This window comes from Siansivirga zeaxanthinifaciens CC-SAMT-1, assembly GCF_000941055.1.
Classification (GTDB): domain Bacteria; phylum Bacteroidota; class Bacteroidia; order Flavobacteriales; family Flavobacteriaceae; genus Siansivirga; species Siansivirga zeaxanthinifaciens.
The window spans coordinates 2,215,901-2,232,568 of record NZ_CP007202.1 but is presented as its reverse complement, the minus strand read 5'-3'; the positions used below and the strand labels follow the sequence as shown (position 1 = coordinate 2,232,568).

Sequence of the window (16,668 nt, the reverse complement as noted above, 5' to 3'; positions counted from 1 at the left end):
TTAATATTGAAAAGGAATTAAAAAAACCTTATTTTATGAAAAAAACATTACTCATTACATGTTCCATATTATTTTTAATTTCTTGCAGCGCCAGCAAGCAAATTGAGAAGGCTTTAACTGCTGGAAATTATGATAAAGCCATTTATGATGCCATTGGAAAATTAAGAACCAATAAAGACAAAAAGAACAAAACCGATTATATTAATTTGCTTTATGAAGCTTACCTGAAAGCTAACGATCGTGATTTGCAAAATATAGACTTTTTGAAAAAGGATAACAATCCGGAAAACTATATTAGAATTTATGATTTGTTTCTAAACTTAAATAATAGACAGGAAATTATTAAACCCTTTTTACCATTAAGTGTAAATGGCAAAGAAATACGTTTTAAATTGAAGGATTACTCTAGTTCGATTATTAAATACAAAGAAAAGGCATCAGAACATCTTTATAATAACACAACAGCGCTACTAAATTCTAAAAACAAGTTAGATTATAGAAAAGCTTATAATAATTTAAAAGAAATAGAAGCCATAAACCCCAACTACAAAGATGTACGTTCTTTAATTAATTGGTCACATGCTAAAGGAACAGACTATGTTTTGGTAGATATGTTTAATGATACTCGAAAAATAATTCCGCAAGCATTAGAAAGCGACCTACTTAACTTTAGTACTTACGGCATTAATAACTTATGGACTGTTTACCATAATACGCCTAGCAATGACATTACATACGACTATAACATGCGTGTTGTATTAAGAGAAATAAATGTATCGCCCGAGCAAATTAAAGAGCGTCAAATAATAAAGGAAAAACAAATTATTGATGGCAAAAAAAATCTATTAGACACTAAAGGCAACCCCGTAAAAGATAGTTTAGGGAACTTTATAAAAGTTGATAACTTAAAAACGATTCGATGCGAATATTATGAATTTAAGCAAAACAAATCGGCACAAGTAAAGGGTAATGTTGAATATATAAACATTAATACACAACAATTAATTGATGCTTTCCCTATTGAAAGTACTTTTGTTTTCGATCATGTATATGCTAATACCAGAGGTGATAAAAGAGCTTTAGATACTAATCTTTTACCGTTTTTAGAAAGACGCCGTATACCATTCCCTACCGATGAGCAAATTATTTATGACACCGGAGAAGACTTAAAACAGCAGCTTAAGCAAATTATTAAATCTTACAACCCAAGTTAAAACAAAAAAGCCTCTCAAAAATTGAGAGGCTTTTTGTTATATAAAAGTTTCTAATTAACTACTTGGCTATGTTAACAGCACGTGTTTCTCTAATTACTGTAACTTTAACCTGACCAGGATATGTCATGTCTGTTTGTACTTTTTGAGAAATACTAAAAGATAAATCGGCAGCTTTTTGATCGTCTACTTTTTCGCTTTCAACAATTACACGTAGTTCTCTACCCGCCTGAATTGCATAAGCTTTTTTTACACCTGGAAAACCGAAAGCTATATCTTCTAAATCTTTAAGACGTTGAATATAACTATCTAAAACTTGACGTCTGGCACCTGGTCTGGCACCCGAAATAGCATCACACACTTGAATGATTGGCGCTAATAACGATTTCATTTCAACTTCATCGTGATGCGCTCCAATGGCGTTACAAACATCGTCTTTCTCGCCATATTTTTCGGCCCACTGCATACCTAGAATAGCATGTGGAGTTTCCATGTCTGCTTCTGCATCAGGCACTTTTCCTATATCATGTAAAAGTCCGGCACGTTTTGCTAACTTAGGGTTTAATCCTAATTCGGCAGCCATTACTCCACAAAGCTTAGCAACTTCACGCGAGTGCTGAAGCAGGTTTTGTCCGTAAGAAGAACGGTATTTCATTCTTCCTACCATTTTAATTAGCTCTGGATGTAAATTATGAATTCCTAAATCGATAACAGTACGTTTACCAACTTCAATAATTTCTTGCTCGATTTGTTTCTGTGTTTTATTAACTACTTCTTCAATACGCGCAGGATGTATCCTTCCATCGGTTACTAATTTATGTAATGATAAACGAGCAATCTCTCTTCTTACAGAGTCAAAACAAGATAAAATAATAGCTTCAGGCGTATCATCTACAATAATTTCAACTCCAGTGGCAGCCTCAATAGCACGAATATTTCGTCCTTCACGACCTATAATGCGTCCCTTAACATCATCCGATTCGATGTTGAAAACAGATACACAGTTATCTACTGCTTCTTCGGTTCCTATACGCTGAATGGTGTTAATAATAATCTTTTTAGCATCTTGTTCGGCAGTTAATTTAGCCTCTTCCATAGAGCTTTGAATATAAGCCATGGCATCGTTTTTAGCTTCGCCTTTTAAAGATTCTATTAACTGTTCTTTAGCTTCTTCGGCAGATAAACTAGAAATTATTTCTAATTGCTGCACTTGATTTTTGTGAAGTTTATCTATTTCCTCTTGTTTCTTTTCTAAAACATCTAACCTGTGGTTATAATCTTTTAACTTTTCTTCTAACGATTCGTTAAGCTTTTTGTTTTTTGCTAATTCACTGGAAACTTGAGATTCTTTATCACGGCAACGCTTTTCAGACTCTGCCATTTTTTTATCACGAGCCAAAATAACCTTTTCATGTTCGGCTTTTAATTCGATAAACTTTTCTTTTGCTTGAAGTATTTTATCTTTTTTAATTGATTCACCTTCACTATTGGCCTCTTTAAGTATTAAAGAAGCACTTTTCTTAGCTTCTTTAACGAGTTTTGAAGCATTATTTTTCTCTAAAATTTTAGCTATAATAAAGCCTAAAATCAAGCCTATTATTACGCCACCTACAATCATTATAACTGAATCCATTTACGTGTTTAGTTGTTATTATATATAAAAAAAGCCTACACCAGTTTAAGATTTTGTATAAACTCCTTAAAAACAAGTTTAGGGCTAACAAGCTGATCAAGGATCTGCTCAAGGCAGCTTGCTTTTACAACTTAAACTCACCCTTTTTAAAGAATTAACGTTGAGTTTATCAAAAATAAATAACCAATGTAGGCAGTAACTTTTACTTTATTTTAAAGACCGTTATGATATTAAATGGGTATCAAGCAAATCATTTAAAGCACTTAATTGCTCTTGTAGATGTTCGCTTACTACTTCTTTATCAATTGATTTCTGTTCTACTTGAGACGCAAATTGCAAAGCACACATGGCTAGTACATCTTGTTTATCTCGAACAGAATAACTTTGCTCAAATTGTTTAATCATGGCATCAATATTCTTTGCTGCTTTACGTAAACCTTCTTCCTGACTCGGGTCAATTGTTAAAGGATATACTCTATTCCCTATGGATAGTTTTATTTTAAGCTTTTCAGACATTGATACCATTTATCATTATTCGGAGAGTTGAGCAATACAATGGTCTATTTCCCGGATTAATGCGTTTATTTTAAGCTTAGTTTCTTTTTTATCTTCGTCACTGCCAAGAATTGAATTTGCCATTTTTAGTGCTTCATATTTCTCTTGCCAATCAATTATCATCTTTTTTTGGTTGAGATTTTCTTGCTTAGAAATTTCTAATTCTTCACCTAATTTCTGGTTAGCAAGTTTCAAAAGCTCTAATTTGCGTAATACTTTACCAATTTTGCTTTCTAATGAATTTACAATATCTTCAATATTACTCATTTACAAATTTCAATACTTATCTCACAAAGTTAACATACATTGCCATAAATTACAATTGTTTTTTAATAAAATTTCAAATTTATCGTTATTACTAAAAATCAGTATGATGCGTCATTTCTGTTTTATTTTTTGCTGTTTCAGTTCTTATTAATATTTTAGCGTGAACTTCTTTTTTATATGCGATTATCCTTAATTTTTGTTTTAATTTTTACGAGCTTAATAAACGGTCAAAATAATTATCCCCAAGATTATTTTACTAGCCCATTAGAAATACCTTTAATACTATCGGGCACCTTTGCCGAGTTACGATCTAATCACTTTCATTCGGGATTAGATATTAAAACACAAGGACGCCAAGGTTTGAAAGTATTATCGGTTGCAGATGGTTTTATAAGCCGAATTAAAATAGCACATTTTGGCTACGGAAAAGCCCTTTACATTACACATCCTAATGGTTATACCTCTGTTTACGGTCATTTACAATCGTTTTCACCAGAAATTGAAGCCTATATAAAAGCCCAGCAATACAAAGCAGAGTCTTTTGAAATTGAATTATTCCCAACGGCCGAAACCCTACCTGTTACCAAAGGACAACATGTTGCTTACAGTGGAAATACAGGCGGCTCTGGTGGTCCGCACTTACATTTTGAAATTCGAAATAAAGAAGAACACCCATTAAATCCGATGCTTTTTGGAATTGATATAAAAGATACCACCAAGCCCTATGTGAGATCGATTTACGTATATCCGTTAGGGGAAAATGCGGGTGTTAATAACTCCAACAAAAAACAAGCGCTAAGGCTCATACCTTTAAGTAATGGTGATTACACTACCGAAAACATTGAGGCTTTTGGTAAAATTGGCTTTGGTATTGAAACTAATGATCGACTGGATATGGCATCAAATTCTAATGGAGTTCATAATATTGAAACCTCAATTAATGGAACGAAAAATTTTGAAATCGATTTCAAAGAATTTTCATTTGACGAAACCCTTTTCATTAATCAGCTTATAGATTACAACCATTTTAACAATACAAAAAGACGCATTCAAAAATTATTTAGAGTTAATAATCCTTTGAGTTTATATAAAAATCCTGTTAACGATGGGTTTTTAAATATTGCTGATAGCACATCTTCTGTTTATAAAATTCATGTATCAGATTTTAAAAAAAATGTAACCACGGTTTTAATAAACATTAAAGGAACCAAAAGCGCCTCGGTTAAAACTGACCCTAAAAAAACAACGCCTTACCTTATAAGTGCTAATCAAAAAACAACCTTAAAAGCTGAAAACGTAACTGTAAACTTTGCTCCTGATACTTTTTATGAAGATTTTTACATCGATTTTGAAGTCTCTAACGATACTTTAAAACTTCATGAAGATGTTATTCCAACAAAGAAACCTTTTGAAATTAATTTTGATATCAATCCATATAAAGGAGAAGACAGAGATAAATTATTTATTGCAAAATTGATTGGTCGCAAAAATTATCCTGTGTACTGTACAACAACAAAAAAGGATCATAATTTGAGTACTAGTACCAAAGTTTTAGGAACTTATACTTTAGCCACAGACACCAAAAGCCCTACTATTTATGCGCCTAATTTTAACGATGGCCAATGGATTAGCAATTACCGCTACCTAACGGTTAAAATTGCAGATGATTTGTCGGGCATATCGAGTTACAGGGCCACCATTAACGGACAATGGATTTTAATGGAGTACGATTACAAAACAAAAACACTAACTTACGATTTTAACGATCACAACATTACAGATACAAAAAACATTTTAAAACTAATTGTTACAGATAATGTTGGAAATAGTTCTACTTTTGAATCTGTGTTTTATCGAAAATAAATTCATTACCTATTGAAAACAAAATTTATAATTTCAGCAGTATTTTTTATCATTATTTTTTCTGGTTTTGCCCAAACAGCAACAATTAAAGGCGTTATTTTAGATGAATTTAAAAAGCCTATTGCCAACGTAAATATAAAAACAGATAACAATGGAACAGCATCCAATTCAAACGGATTTTATATTTTAAGTATTCCAGCAAACCAAGATGTAAAAGTGGTTTTTACGCACTTATCTCATAAAAAAATTGAGAGCACATTTCGTTTGGAAAATGCCGAAAGTATAGAATTCAACCCGGTAATGAGTACAACCGTAGAACAAATCGCTGCCATTGTGGTTACTAATACGCGCCAAAAAGAAGTTGAAGGCATCATAACATTAAAACCTGAAACCATAAGAAAAATACCCGGTGCAAATGCTGGTGTAGAGAATTTACTTTTAACATTACCAGGAGTAAGCAATAATAACGAATTGAGTACCCAATATTCTGTTAGAGGTGGTAATTACGACGAAAATTTAGTTTACGTAAATGAAATTGAAGTTTACAGACCTTTTTTAGTGCGCTCTGGTCAACAAGAAGGTTTAAGTTTTGTTAATACGGACTTGGTTCAAAACGTCGATTTTTCGGCCGGAGGATTTCAAGCTAAATATGGGGATAAATTATCGTCTGTTTTAGACATCACATATAAAACACCGTATCAATTTGAAATAAATTCAAACCTAAGTTTATTAGGCGCCAGTATTTCAGCAGAAAACATTAGCAAAGATTCGAAATTTACTTCGATAGTTGGATTGCGTTACAGAAACAATAGTTTGTTGGTAAAAGCCAAAGAAACAGAAATCAACTTTCAACCCGTATTTGCTGATGCTCAAGCATTTTTAACTTATAAATTTTCAAATAAATTTCAATTAAGTTTTCTTGGAAATGCATCTATAAACAAATACAATTACCAACCACAAACAAGGCAAACTAACTTTGGTACCTTGAGTGACCCCATCGCTTTGTTGGTTTTTTACGAAGGTCAAGAAAAAGATCAATATCAAACCTATTTTGGCGCTTTTAAAGGTACTTATTTTGCTAACGAAGATCTCACTTTAAAATTAATTGCTTCAACTTATCATACAACCGAAGAGGAATATTTTGATATTCTAGCACAATACCGACTGGGTGATGTAAATGCTAATATTGGCGATGAAAACTTAGGTGAAGTAGAATTTAGCGAAGGTGTTGGTAGTCAATTAAACCATGGACGTAACGATTTAGATGCCTTAATAAGTAATATTGAACATAAAGGTGATTTTAAAATTGACGACCATCGCATCGAATGGGCCGTAAAATATACCCATGAAGATATTCGCGACCGTTTGGTTGAATGGGAAGTGATAGATTCGGCTGGTTTTTCCATTCGACCTCCCAAAACATTACCTATAAACGAACAGCCTTACTCGCCATATAGCGGACCTATTGAACCGTTTCAAAACGTTAGAAAAACCAATAATACTCAAATAAATAGATTACAAGCTTATGCGCAATGGAGTAAACGCTCCACACTAGGAACCAGCGATGTTTGGTATAACGCTGGTGTGAGAGTGCATAACTGGAGTGTAAATGGCGAAGGTTTAGAATCGACATCTCAAACTGTATTTAGTCCACGAGCGCAGTTTGCAATTAAACCTTACTGGGAAAAAGATATGCTTTTTAGAATTTCGGCAGGTTTATACTATCAACCACCTTTTTACAGAGAATTGCGTGATGCTTTAGGTGAAGTTCAATCCGATGTAAAAGCGCAAAAATCTATTCATTTTGTATTAGGAAATGATTATAGTTTTAAAATGTGGGACAGACCTTTTAAATTAACTTCCGAAGCCTATTATAAGGATTTAAGCGACGTAAACACCTACACATTAGAAAATGTAAGAATTAGATATCGTGCTAATAATAATGCTAAAGCCTATGCTTACGGTTTAGATTTACGCTTAAATGGCGAATTTGTTCCTGGAACAGAATCGTGGTTTAGTTTTGGTTATTTAAAAACAGAAGAAAATATAGATAACAGAGGTTTTATTGCTAGACCGACCGACCAACGTTTAAAATTTGCAGCATTGTTTCAGGATTATGTGCCTAATGTGCCAAACTTGAAAATGTATTTAAACCTAGTTTATAATACGGGTTTACCCGGAGGTTCACCTAGCTATGCCGATTCTTACAGCTACCAAAATCGTTTACCAGATTACAAGCGTGCCGATTTAGGCTTGCAATTTGTTTTGGTTGACAGTAAAAAACAATTTGATAGGGGTTGGAAAAAACCGTTTAAAGAATTAGCCTTTGGTTTTGAAATTTACAACATGTTCGATGTGCAAAACTCGATAACCAATACATGGGTTCGAGATGTATATACTAAACGCCAATATGCCATTCCAAACTTTTTAACTCCAAGAGTATTTAATGTTAGAACAACTATGAAGTTCTAATATTTAAATTACATTCTGAAAATTTTATCTTGCTTTGTGAGTTATAATTGCAATTGTGTAAAAGTAAGTTATTATAGTGCAGCTGAAGCAGCCATCAATAAAATCGATTCAAATCAAAAAAATATCTATTTTTTATTTAACACAAATTCTTTCAATACGTTTACAACATAATCGGCCTCTGCATGTGTATTGAAAATACTAAAAGAGAATCTTATTGAAGGTTTTTGGAGCGCTTCTATACTTAAAATTTCAGCTAACACATGAGATGGCTTGTTGCTACCGCTTTGGCAGGCACTCCCTCGAGAACATGCAATACCTTTTAAATCTAATTGAAACAAAAGCATATCGCCTGGCATTTTTAGAGGTAAGCAAACATTTAATATGGTGTAAGCACTTGTATTTAAATTTCCTGATTGACCGTTGAAAGTTGCATCGGGAATTTGTTTTTTTATTTCGTTAATAAAATAAGCTTTCAAGTCTTTTATATAAGTAGACTCTTGTTCTAACGTCGCTTCTGCTTTTGATAATGCGGTTTCTAATGCAACAATATTATGTAAACTTTCTGTTCCAGCTCTTAAGCCTCGCTCCTGCTCTCCTCCTAAAATTAATGGTTTTAAACCCGAATTTTTTCTAATAAAAGCAAAACCAACCCCTTTGGGTCCGTGAAATTTATGAGCCGAGGCCGACAAAAAATCAATTTTTACATCCTGTAAATCTATTTTATAATGTCCTACAGATTGAACGGCATCGGTATGAAACAAAGCCTGATAGTTAGCACATAAACTAGACACTTTTTTTAAATCTAAAATATTTCCAATTTCATTATTAACATGCATCAAACTAACCAATGTTTTTAAATCGGAATTTTCATTTAATAAAAACTCTAAATGATTATAATCAACATCGCCATGAGCATCTAAATTAACAAAACTTACTTTAATGCCGTATTGGGCTTGCAGAGCTTCAACGGTAGTTAAAACAGCATGATGTTCTATTTTAGAACTAATAATATGATTGATTTTGATGTCTTGTATGGCACTTTTCAGAATTAAATTATTCGATTCTGTACCACCCGAAGTAAATATAATTTCACCCGCCGAAACGTTCAAACTTTTCGCAACAGCGTTTCTTGATTTTTCAAGCAAAACTTTAGAAGTTCTTCCAAAACTATGTGAAGATGATGCATTTCCATAATGCTGTTTTAAAACATCCATCATGGTATTTACAACCTCTTCTCGTAAAGGGGTTGTTGCAGAATTATCGAAATATACGCTTTGCATTTATTGAAATTAAGTCACAAAAATACTCAGAATAAAATTATTATTAATATGATGCGTTATAAAATACAATTCGTTTATTTTTGCCTTATAAACCCAAACCCAATGCGTAAGTTATTTTTTGTTTTATTCTCGATTTGTTTTTTAATTCCTTTATCTTGTGATGACGGCGATGTTATAACCGTAGAATTCGATTTTGATGAAACCTTTAAAATTTGTGGTACCGAAGATTTAGTGTTTTATAAAACAAAAAACGACCCATCTGAATCGTTGTCTGTTAAAATTACAAATCTTACCATTGATGATATTTTAACTGTTGGTGATGATAATATGTTTGAAGGCACCTACAATTTAAGTGCAACAAATACCTTTAATTACATTACTTACAACAACACAACATTACCAACTTCTGGTTTGTTTTGCAGCGATATCCCTTCTTCTGAAATAAAAATAAAAGAAAACCTTGTTAGCACCAGTGGCGTAGTTAAAATTACTACAACTTTAATTCAAGACGATAAAGATGGTATACCTGCAGATTTAGAAGATATTAATGGTAATGGTAATTTAGAGGATGATGATACCGATGGCGATGGTATTCCTAACTACTTAGATCAGGATGACGATGGCGATAATGTACTTACAATTAATGAAAAACCAGACCCCAACGGAGATGGTGTTTTAGATGATGCACAAGATACCAATGGAGACGGTATACCAGATTATTTAGACACCGATGATGATGGTGATGGTATTGATACACGTGATGAAGAAAACGAATCACAAGACCAAAATCCAACGAATGATATTTCAAATAGCGAAATAGGACCAGATTACTTAAACCCTGAGGCGGCTAATGTTAACGGACCGAAAGCAACTAAATACAGAGCCAATACTTACACACAGGAGTTTCAAGTATTGTTAACGGTATCTCAATTTGATTTAACAATAATTTCTTTAGACTTCCTTAATTTTGGCGTTTTAGAAAGTAGTGCCATTCCAAATTCTTATAAATCGGTTACAAAAACACCTGATTTTAATTAATGGCTCGGCACATTTTGGTAGATATAAACTTCGGTAGCTCCTAAACCATATTTTTGGTAATTGGCGTCGTAAAATTTAACATTGTTGTAGCGACCAAATAAATATTCTAATTCAACTTTTAAAACCCCTTCGCCTACTCCATGAATAAACACTATTTTTTGAATACGTTTAGAAATGGCATAATCGAGTTGGCGTCTGGCTGTATCTAGCTGTAAAGTCAACATATCGTGATTACTCATTCCTTTGGGAGATTTCACTAATTGATTTATGTGTAAATCGACTTCCATTGTGGGTTCAAAACGCTCTTTTGCTTTTACCCTTGGCTGTGATTTGGGTTTGGTGTTTTTCTCTTTTTCTTTTATAACTTCATTAATATTAGAAATAGACGACAACTCCGATTTTAAAGCTTTTTTAGATTTTATCTTAAGCAGTTCGTGAGCATTAAAATCTAACAAAAAACCATCTTCTGTTTCAATTGTAATAACATCATTTTTTATTTTTATTACTACACCAGCCATATCTTCATCTAAAACTAATACAGCATCACCAATATTAAAACTCATAACAATTAATTTAATGTATCTTCTTCAGTAATATCATCATTATCTTGTTTGCTAGGAATACGTCTCGAAATTCTATAAACCCCTAACATTAAAAACACAATACCAATTATTAATATGTATTGATTTTGATTGGCTCCAGATTTTGCATACATCGCAACAAAAGCACCTATAACAATTAAAAAGTAATTTAAATATTTCATAAGAAAAACGACGTTTTAAGAGTATAAAATTACATTAATTATAATCTTGTGAATAAAATTTATAATTTATTTTAATATCTTAGTAGATTGATAAGTATTTGATGTTGAAAAATTTAAATATCTTTGTTACAATAATTTTATCCCAAATTAGAATGAACAAAAATTTAGCGCTACTAGTTCTGTTAATTAATGGTATCTCATTTGCTCAATTATCGGTAAGAAACAATGCTTATGTATTTGTTAAAGATCAAATTGTTTTTGTTAACGATGATATTAATTTAAATGAAGCTAATAGTAAAATTTATCTTAGAGATGAAGCTCAAATTATTCAAGGTACCGGAACCACAGGAAATTCGGGAGTTGGAGAATTAAGTGTTTACCAAACAGGTAATGTAGGCGCTTACGAATATAATTACTGGTGTTCACCTGTAGGTGGTAAAATTGCAGGACCAGGAAACAGCCCTTTTTCTGTAACCCAGTTAAATGATGTTGTAGATTTAACAAACTCAAATCCGGCATCGGTGTTACGTCTTCCAGGTTATAATGGGATCTCTTCCCCCTTAAGAATTGAAAGCTATTGGATTTGGAAATATGTAGCAGGTACTGCTTATGCCGATTGGATTTATGTAGGAAACTCTGCTACCATAAATCCTGGTGAAGGATTTACAATGAAAGGCACTTTAGGTTCTGGCGATAGTCAACTTTACGATTTTAGAGGAAAACCCAATACAGGAACCATTAGTGTTAATGTTTTAGCAGGCCAATTTTCGTTGGTTGGAAACCCTTACCCATCTGCTATGGATGCATTAGAATTTATTCATGACCCTGAAAATAAATCTGTTATTACGAGTGCGCTTTATTTCTGGGATCAAAACCCAAATGTTAATTCTCATAATTTAACGGCGTACGATGGTGGATATGCCACCTACACTATTAGTGCCGATGGCGCCACAGAAACCTTCAACCCTGCCACTTTTAGAACTTATGATGGTAATGGTAATATTGTAGGAACATCGACTACACCGCCCTCACTAAGCAAGGAAGTTAAAAGATATATCCCTGTTGGACAAGGATTTATGGTTGAAGGTATAGCCGATGGAACCGTAAAGGCAAAAAATAGTTTCCGTGTTTACAAAAAAGAAAGTGTTCCTTCTGATAATAGTAGTTTTTATAAAAACACAAAAACAAAGAGTAAAGTAAGCACCGATGAATATCCGTTTTCGAGAGTTCCTGACTATTGTAAGCGCTTTAGATTAAATGTTGACTTCAACAACACCTATACCAGACAAATTACAGAAACTTTTCACCCAAGCGCCACGCTTAATTTTGATTATGGTTTAGAAATCAAAATTAATAAAGATGAGCTACTTAAGTCTGATGCGACCTGGTTTCCCAATAATGAACCTTATTTAGCAGAGGCACTACCTTTTGATGCAGATTTAAAAATACCTTTAAGCGTAAAAATTGAAAATAATATGCCTTTAAGGTTTAGAATTGCCGATGTTCAAAATTTTGATACGAATACACCTATTTATCTTCATGATAAAGCAAACGATACTTATGTTGATTTACAATCTGAAAATTTTGAGGTTAATATTGCAAAAGGCACTTATAACGATCGTTTTGAAATAACATTTAAAAACAACCAAACTTTAGGTGTAGACAACAACATGGTCGAGTATTTGTTAGTATTTCAAAATAATAACCTAAACGAATTAATCATTAGCAATCCAAAAAACATAGATATTTCGTTATTTCAATTGTTTGATGTTTCTGGAAAAGAGGTTTTAAGAAATCAAATAAACAGCATAAAACAAAAATATAATTATTCTACCAAATCATTAAGTGAAGGGGTTTATGTTGCTAAAATAAGCGCTAAGAATAATCAGGTTTTAAGTAAAAAAGTTGTTATTTCTTCATCTAAATAAGTTTCACAACGTACATTATTGTCTAATTTTACATTATAATCATTGAAAAATTATAAATGATAAATTTAGAAGACTACATGATTCCTTGTTTAAACAAGAAACTGTTTGGTATAGATTGTCCGGGATGTGGTATGCAACGTTCTGTTAGCCTTATAACTAAAGGTGAGTTTGTAGATGCCTTTTATATGTATCCAGCGATTTACACACTTATCATTATGTTAGTGTTTTTAATTTTTCACTTGAAATTTAAATTTGAAAATGGACACCGCATTTTATTAGTTTTATTTGTAATAAATTTTATCTTTATTCTTACAAACTATATTTTAAAATTCATCTAAAACAATCAAAATGGAAAAACAAAACTTACCCAATTCGACTTTAACACTAGTAATGGGCATACTATCTATAGTAGGATGTTGCTGTTATGGTGCTCCCGGACTTATTTTTGCTATAATTGCAATTATACTTGGTACAAAAGCAACTAATATTTACAAAGAAGCTCCTGAAAATTATGATGGTTATGGCAATGTTAAAGCAGGAAAAATAATGGGTTATATTGGCCTTATATTAAGTATATTATTTGTGGTGTTTATTATTTGGATAATTACTTATTTTGGTTGGGAAACACTTCAAAATGAAGATTTAATGAGAGAAAAACTTATGGAACTCCAACAACAACAATAACATATAAAAAGGCGACCAATTGGTCGCCTTTTTGTTTTTAGCTCTAAACAAATTTATTCAAAGGCTTGTAATGTTTTGGTAATGATACTGACGCAATCCAATAACTGCTCTTCGGTCATTACTAATGGTGGTGCAAAGCGAATAATATTACCATGAGTTGGTTTAGCCAACAAACCGTTATCTCTTAAAGCCAAACAAATATTCCATGCTGTATCGCTATCTTCAGTATCATTAATAACAATTGCATTTAATAACCCCTTACCTCTTACTAATTTACAAATGTTACTTGTTTCAATATACTTGTTAAGTTTACTTCTAAAAAGCTTACCAAGTTTATCGGCATTTTCAGCTAATTTTTCTTCTTTAATAACTTCTAAAGCTGCAATTGCAACTGCTGCTGCCATAGGGTTCCCACCAAAAGTACTTCCGTGAGTTCCTGGTGTTAAAACCCCCATAATATTGTTGTTGGCCAAAGCTGCACTCACCGGATAAACACCGCCGCTTAAAGCTTTACCTAAAATTAAAATATCGGGTTTAACATCTGGAGCTTCAGAACAATCTTTGTTTGCACACGTACAATTACCACAAGTTGCCAGTAATCGGCCAGTTCTTGCAATACCTGTTTGCACTTCATCTGCAATAAACAATACATTATATTGTTTACATAAGGCTTTTGCTTTCATTAAATAACCTTCATCTGGCACATAAACGCCAGCCTCCCCTTGTATAGGTTCTACCAAAAATCCGGCAATGTTACTGTGTGTTTTTAAAACATTTTCTAGGGCATCCAAATCATTATAATCGATGTTTATAAAACCATCGGCATAGGGACCAAAATTTTTATTTGCCACATTATCGCTTGAAAATGATACGATGGTTGTGGTGCGTCCGTGAAAATTCTTATTACAAACAATAATTTTCGCTGCGTTTTCTTTAATGCCTTTTACTTCATAAGCCCATTTTCTACAAATTTTGATGGCCGCTTCTACAGCCTCTGCACCAGAATTCATTGGTAATAACTTATCGAAACCAAAATATTCACAAGCATATTTTTCATACTTACCTAACATATCGTTATAAAACGCGCGCGATGTTAATGTTAAAGTTTGTGCTTGTTTAATAAGTGCGCCAACAATTTTTGGGTGGCAATGCCCTTGATTTACGGCAGAATAAGCCGACAAAAAATCGTAATAACGTTTGCCGTCTACATCCCATACATAAACACCTTCGCCTCGACTTAAAACCACTGGTAAGGGGTGATAGGTGTTCGAGCCGTAATTTTTTTCTAATTCAATCGCTTGTTGCGAAGTTAACTGTTCTAAAATAGCCATTTTAAATAAAATTTAAATTGATAAAATAACCATTCCTACTGTACCTTTATCCTTTCGAAGAGTCGAAAATTCAGCGTGGGAGAGAAATCATCCCTAAGGACTTGCAAGTTAGTAAATATTGTTGCTAACTTAAAATTATTATCAGTTCCTATTTTACTGTAATTTACTGAAAATTTTAACCAACAGGACGTTACTAAAACAGAAAAAGAATTTACTTTTGCAGCATGTCTAGAAAAAAAACAAGAAAAGTAGTTTTTGAAAACGTAGAGGTATTAGATGCCGGTGCGAAAGGAAAAACCATCGCTAAAGCTCCAGATGGCAAAGTAATTTTTTTACCAAATGCTGTCCCTGGAGATGTTGTAGATGTGCAAACATTTAAAGCTCGTAAAGCTTATTACGAAGGAAAAGCAACCTTGTTTCATAAACTTTCAGATAAAAGAACCGAGCCTGCCTGTGAGCATTTTGGCGTTTGTGGTGGTTGTAAATGGCAAGACATGGCTTACGAGCATCAGTTATTTTACAAACAAAAAGAAGTTACTAATAATTTAACGCGAATTGGGCATATTGAACTTCCAGAGGTTACTCCTATTTTAGGTTCGGCAAACCAATATTTCTACAGAAATAAAATGGAGTTCTCTTTTAGTGATAGCCGTTGGTTAACACAAGAAGAAGTTCAATCTGATAAAGATTTAGGCGATAGAAATGCTTTAGGCTTTCATATTCCTGGTATGTGGGATAAAATTCTTGACTTAAATACATGCCATTTGCAAGCCGATCCATCGAACGCAATTAGAAATTCGGTGAAAGCTTTTGCTATTAAACATAATTTAGAATTTTTTAATCCCAGAAACCAAACTGGCTTTTTGCGTACCATGATGATTCGTACCTCGTCTACCAAAGAAGTGATGGTATTAATTCAGTTTTTTAAAGAAGATAAAGCAAATCGAGAGTTATTATTAAATTTTATTGCTGAAACTTTTCCAGAAGTGACCTCATTACTTTACGTTATTAACGAAAAAGCAAACGACACTATTTACGACCAAGATGTTGTTTGTTATAAAGGTGCCGATCATATTTTTGAAGAAATGGAAGGTTTGAAATTTAAAATAAATGCTAAGTCGTTTTATCAAACCAATTCCGACCAAGCCTACGAACTTTACAAAATAACAAGAAATTTTGCTGGATTAACTGGCAATGAACTTGTTTACGATTTATACACAGGAACAGGAACCATTGCACAATTTGTTTCTAAAAAAGCAAAAAAAGTAATAGGTGTTGAGGCTGTGCCAGATGCTATTCTTGCAGCTAAAGAAAATGCAGAACGCAATAATATTACTAATTGTGAGTTTTTTGTAGGTGATATGAAACATGTTTTTAATGACACTTTTATAAAAACCCACGGGCATCCAGATATTATTATTACCGATCCGCCCCGCGATGGCATGCATAAAGATGTCGTTCAGCAAATTTTAAACATTGCACCTAAAAAAGTGGTTTATGTGAGTTGCAATAGTGCAACCCAAGCCCGAGATTTAGAATTAATGAACAAGATGTATAAAGTAACAAAAACGCAAGCTGTGGATATGTTTCCGCAAACGTTTCATGTTGAAAATGTTGTACTTTTAGAAAAACATTAATTCAAA

General features: G+C 32.8%; 15 protein-coding genes and 1 other RNA gene. 8 read left to right on the top strand and 8 right to left on the bottom strand.

Annotation, left to right across the window (positions count from 1 at the left end):
* Window positions 1-35 precede the first annotated feature (35 nt).
* Window positions 36-1,214 (top strand): hypothetical protein, encoded by a 1,179-nt coding sequence (locus AW14_RS10130; protein WP_044639603.1) that lies wholly within the window; start codon window positions 36-38, stop codon window positions 1,212-1,214.
* A gap of 58 nt (window positions 1,215-1,272) precedes the next feature.
* On the opposite strand, the gene rny is transcribed toward AW14_RS10130, so the two are convergent.
* The 4 genes from rny to AW14_RS10115 all read right to left on the bottom strand — a co-directional run bounded on the left by rny (window position 1,273) and on the right by AW14_RS10115 (window position 3,666).
* Window positions 1,273-2,844: a ribonuclease Y gene (gene rny / locus AW14_RS10125; protein ID WP_044638696.1), complete on the bottom strand. Its 1,572-nt coding sequence runs from the start codon at window positions 2,842-2,844 to the stop codon at window positions 1,273-1,275.
* A 59-nt stretch (window positions 2,845-2,903) separates the two neighbouring features.
* Window positions 2,904-3,010: non-coding RNA, 6S RNA (gene ssrS / locus AW14_RS14710), on the bottom strand.
* A gap of 56 nt (window positions 3,011-3,066) precedes the next feature.
* The gene (locus AW14_RS10120) at window positions 3,067-3,360 is read right to left on the bottom strand and encodes a cell division protein ZapA (RefSeq protein ID WP_044639602.1); all 294 of its coding nucleotides are present in this window, start codon (window positions 3,358-3,360) and stop codon (window positions 3,067-3,069) included.
* 15 nt (window positions 3,361-3,375) lie between these two features.
* Window positions 3,376-3,666 carry a hypothetical protein gene (locus tag AW14_RS10115; RefSeq protein ID WP_044638695.1) on the bottom strand — a complete coding sequence of 97 codons (291 nt, stop codon included), beginning with the start codon at window positions 3,664-3,666 and terminating at the stop codon, window positions 3,376-3,378.
* A 177-nt stretch (window positions 3,667-3,843) separates the two neighbouring features.
* Here AW14_RS10115 and AW14_RS10110 point away from each other — a divergent pair, with 177 nt between their 5' ends.
* Window positions 3,844-5,529, top strand: a complete 1,686-nt coding sequence (locus tag AW14_RS10110) for a M23 family metallopeptidase (RefSeq protein ID WP_044638694.1) — start codon at window positions 3,844-3,846, stop codon at window positions 5,527-5,529.
* A 12-nt stretch (window positions 5,530-5,541) separates the two neighbouring features.
* A complete protein-coding gene (locus AW14_RS10105; RefSeq protein ID WP_044638693.1) occupies window positions 5,542-8,001 on the top strand; it encodes a TonB-dependent receptor in 2,460 nt (819 codons plus the stop codon).
* A gap of 125 nt (window positions 8,002-8,126) precedes the next feature.
* On the opposite strand, the gene AW14_RS10100 is transcribed toward AW14_RS10105, so the two are convergent.
* Window positions 8,127-9,281 (bottom strand): cysteine desulfurase family protein, encoded by a 1,155-nt coding sequence (locus AW14_RS10100; RefSeq protein ID WP_044638692.1) that lies wholly within the window; start codon window positions 9,279-9,281, stop codon window positions 8,127-8,129.
* A gap of 102 nt (window positions 9,282-9,383) precedes the next feature.
* On the opposite strand from AW14_RS10100, the gene AW14_RS10095 reads away from it, so the two are divergent.
* Window positions 9,384-10,319 carry a hypothetical protein gene (locus AW14_RS10095; RefSeq protein WP_044638691.1) on the top strand — a complete coding sequence of 312 codons (936 nt, stop codon included), beginning with the start codon at window positions 9,384-9,386 and terminating at the stop codon, window positions 10,317-10,319.
* On the opposite strand, the gene AW14_RS10090 is transcribed toward AW14_RS10095, so the two are convergent.
* Together AW14_RS10090 and AW14_RS10085 are read right to left on the bottom strand one after the other, a co-directional pair.
* Entirely contained in the window at window positions 10,316-10,882 is a 567-nt protein-coding gene (locus tag AW14_RS10090; RefSeq protein WP_044638690.1) for a Smr/MutS family protein, read from the bottom strand. The genes AW14_RS10095 and AW14_RS10090 overlap by 4 nt on opposite strands.
* Before the next feature lie 5 nt (window positions 10,883-10,887).
* Window positions 10,888-11,082, bottom strand: a complete 195-nt coding sequence (locus AW14_RS10085; protein WP_044638689.1) for a hypothetical protein — start codon at window positions 11,080-11,082, stop codon at window positions 10,888-10,890.
* A 152-nt stretch (window positions 11,083-11,234) separates the two neighbouring features.
* Here AW14_RS10085 and AW14_RS10080 point away from each other — a divergent pair, with 152 nt between their 5' ends.
* Genes AW14_RS10080 through AW14_RS10070 form a run of 3 tightly spaced genes read left to right on the top strand, consistent with a single transcriptional unit; the run spans window position 11,235 to window position 13,694 of the window.
* Entirely contained in the window at window positions 11,235-13,010 is a 1,776-nt protein-coding gene (locus AW14_RS10080) for a T9SS type A sorting domain-containing protein (RefSeq protein ID WP_044638688.1), read from the top strand.
* Window positions 13,011-13,066: 56 nt separating this feature from the next.
* Window positions 13,067-13,348, top strand: coding sequence for a DUF2752 domain-containing protein (locus tag AW14_RS10075; RefSeq protein ID WP_044638687.1), 282 nt, complete (start codon window positions 13,067-13,069; stop codon window positions 13,346-13,348).
* Window positions 13,349-13,358: 10 nt separating this feature from the next.
* On the top strand, window positions 13,359-13,694 hold the full coding sequence (locus AW14_RS10070; protein WP_044638686.1) for a CCC motif membrane protein: 336 nt from the start codon (window positions 13,359-13,361) through the stop codon (window positions 13,692-13,694).
* Between the two features lie 53 nt (window positions 13,695-13,747).
* Here the strand turns inward: AW14_RS10070 and rocD are convergent, their stop codons facing one another.
* Window positions 13,748-15,025: an ornithine--oxo-acid transaminase gene (gene rocD / locus AW14_RS10065; protein WP_044638685.1), complete on the bottom strand. Its 1,278-nt coding sequence runs from the start codon at window positions 15,023-15,025 to the stop codon at window positions 13,748-13,750.
* 224 nt (window positions 15,026-15,249) lie between these two features.
* On the opposite strand from rocD, the gene rlmD reads away from it, so the two are divergent.
* Window positions 15,250-16,662, top strand: a complete 1,413-nt coding sequence (gene rlmD, locus AW14_RS10060; RefSeq protein WP_044638684.1) for a 23S rRNA (uracil(1939)-C(5))-methyltransferase RlmD — start codon at window positions 15,250-15,252, stop codon at window positions 16,660-16,662.
* The last annotated feature ends 6 nt before the right edge of the window (window positions 16,663-16,668 follow it).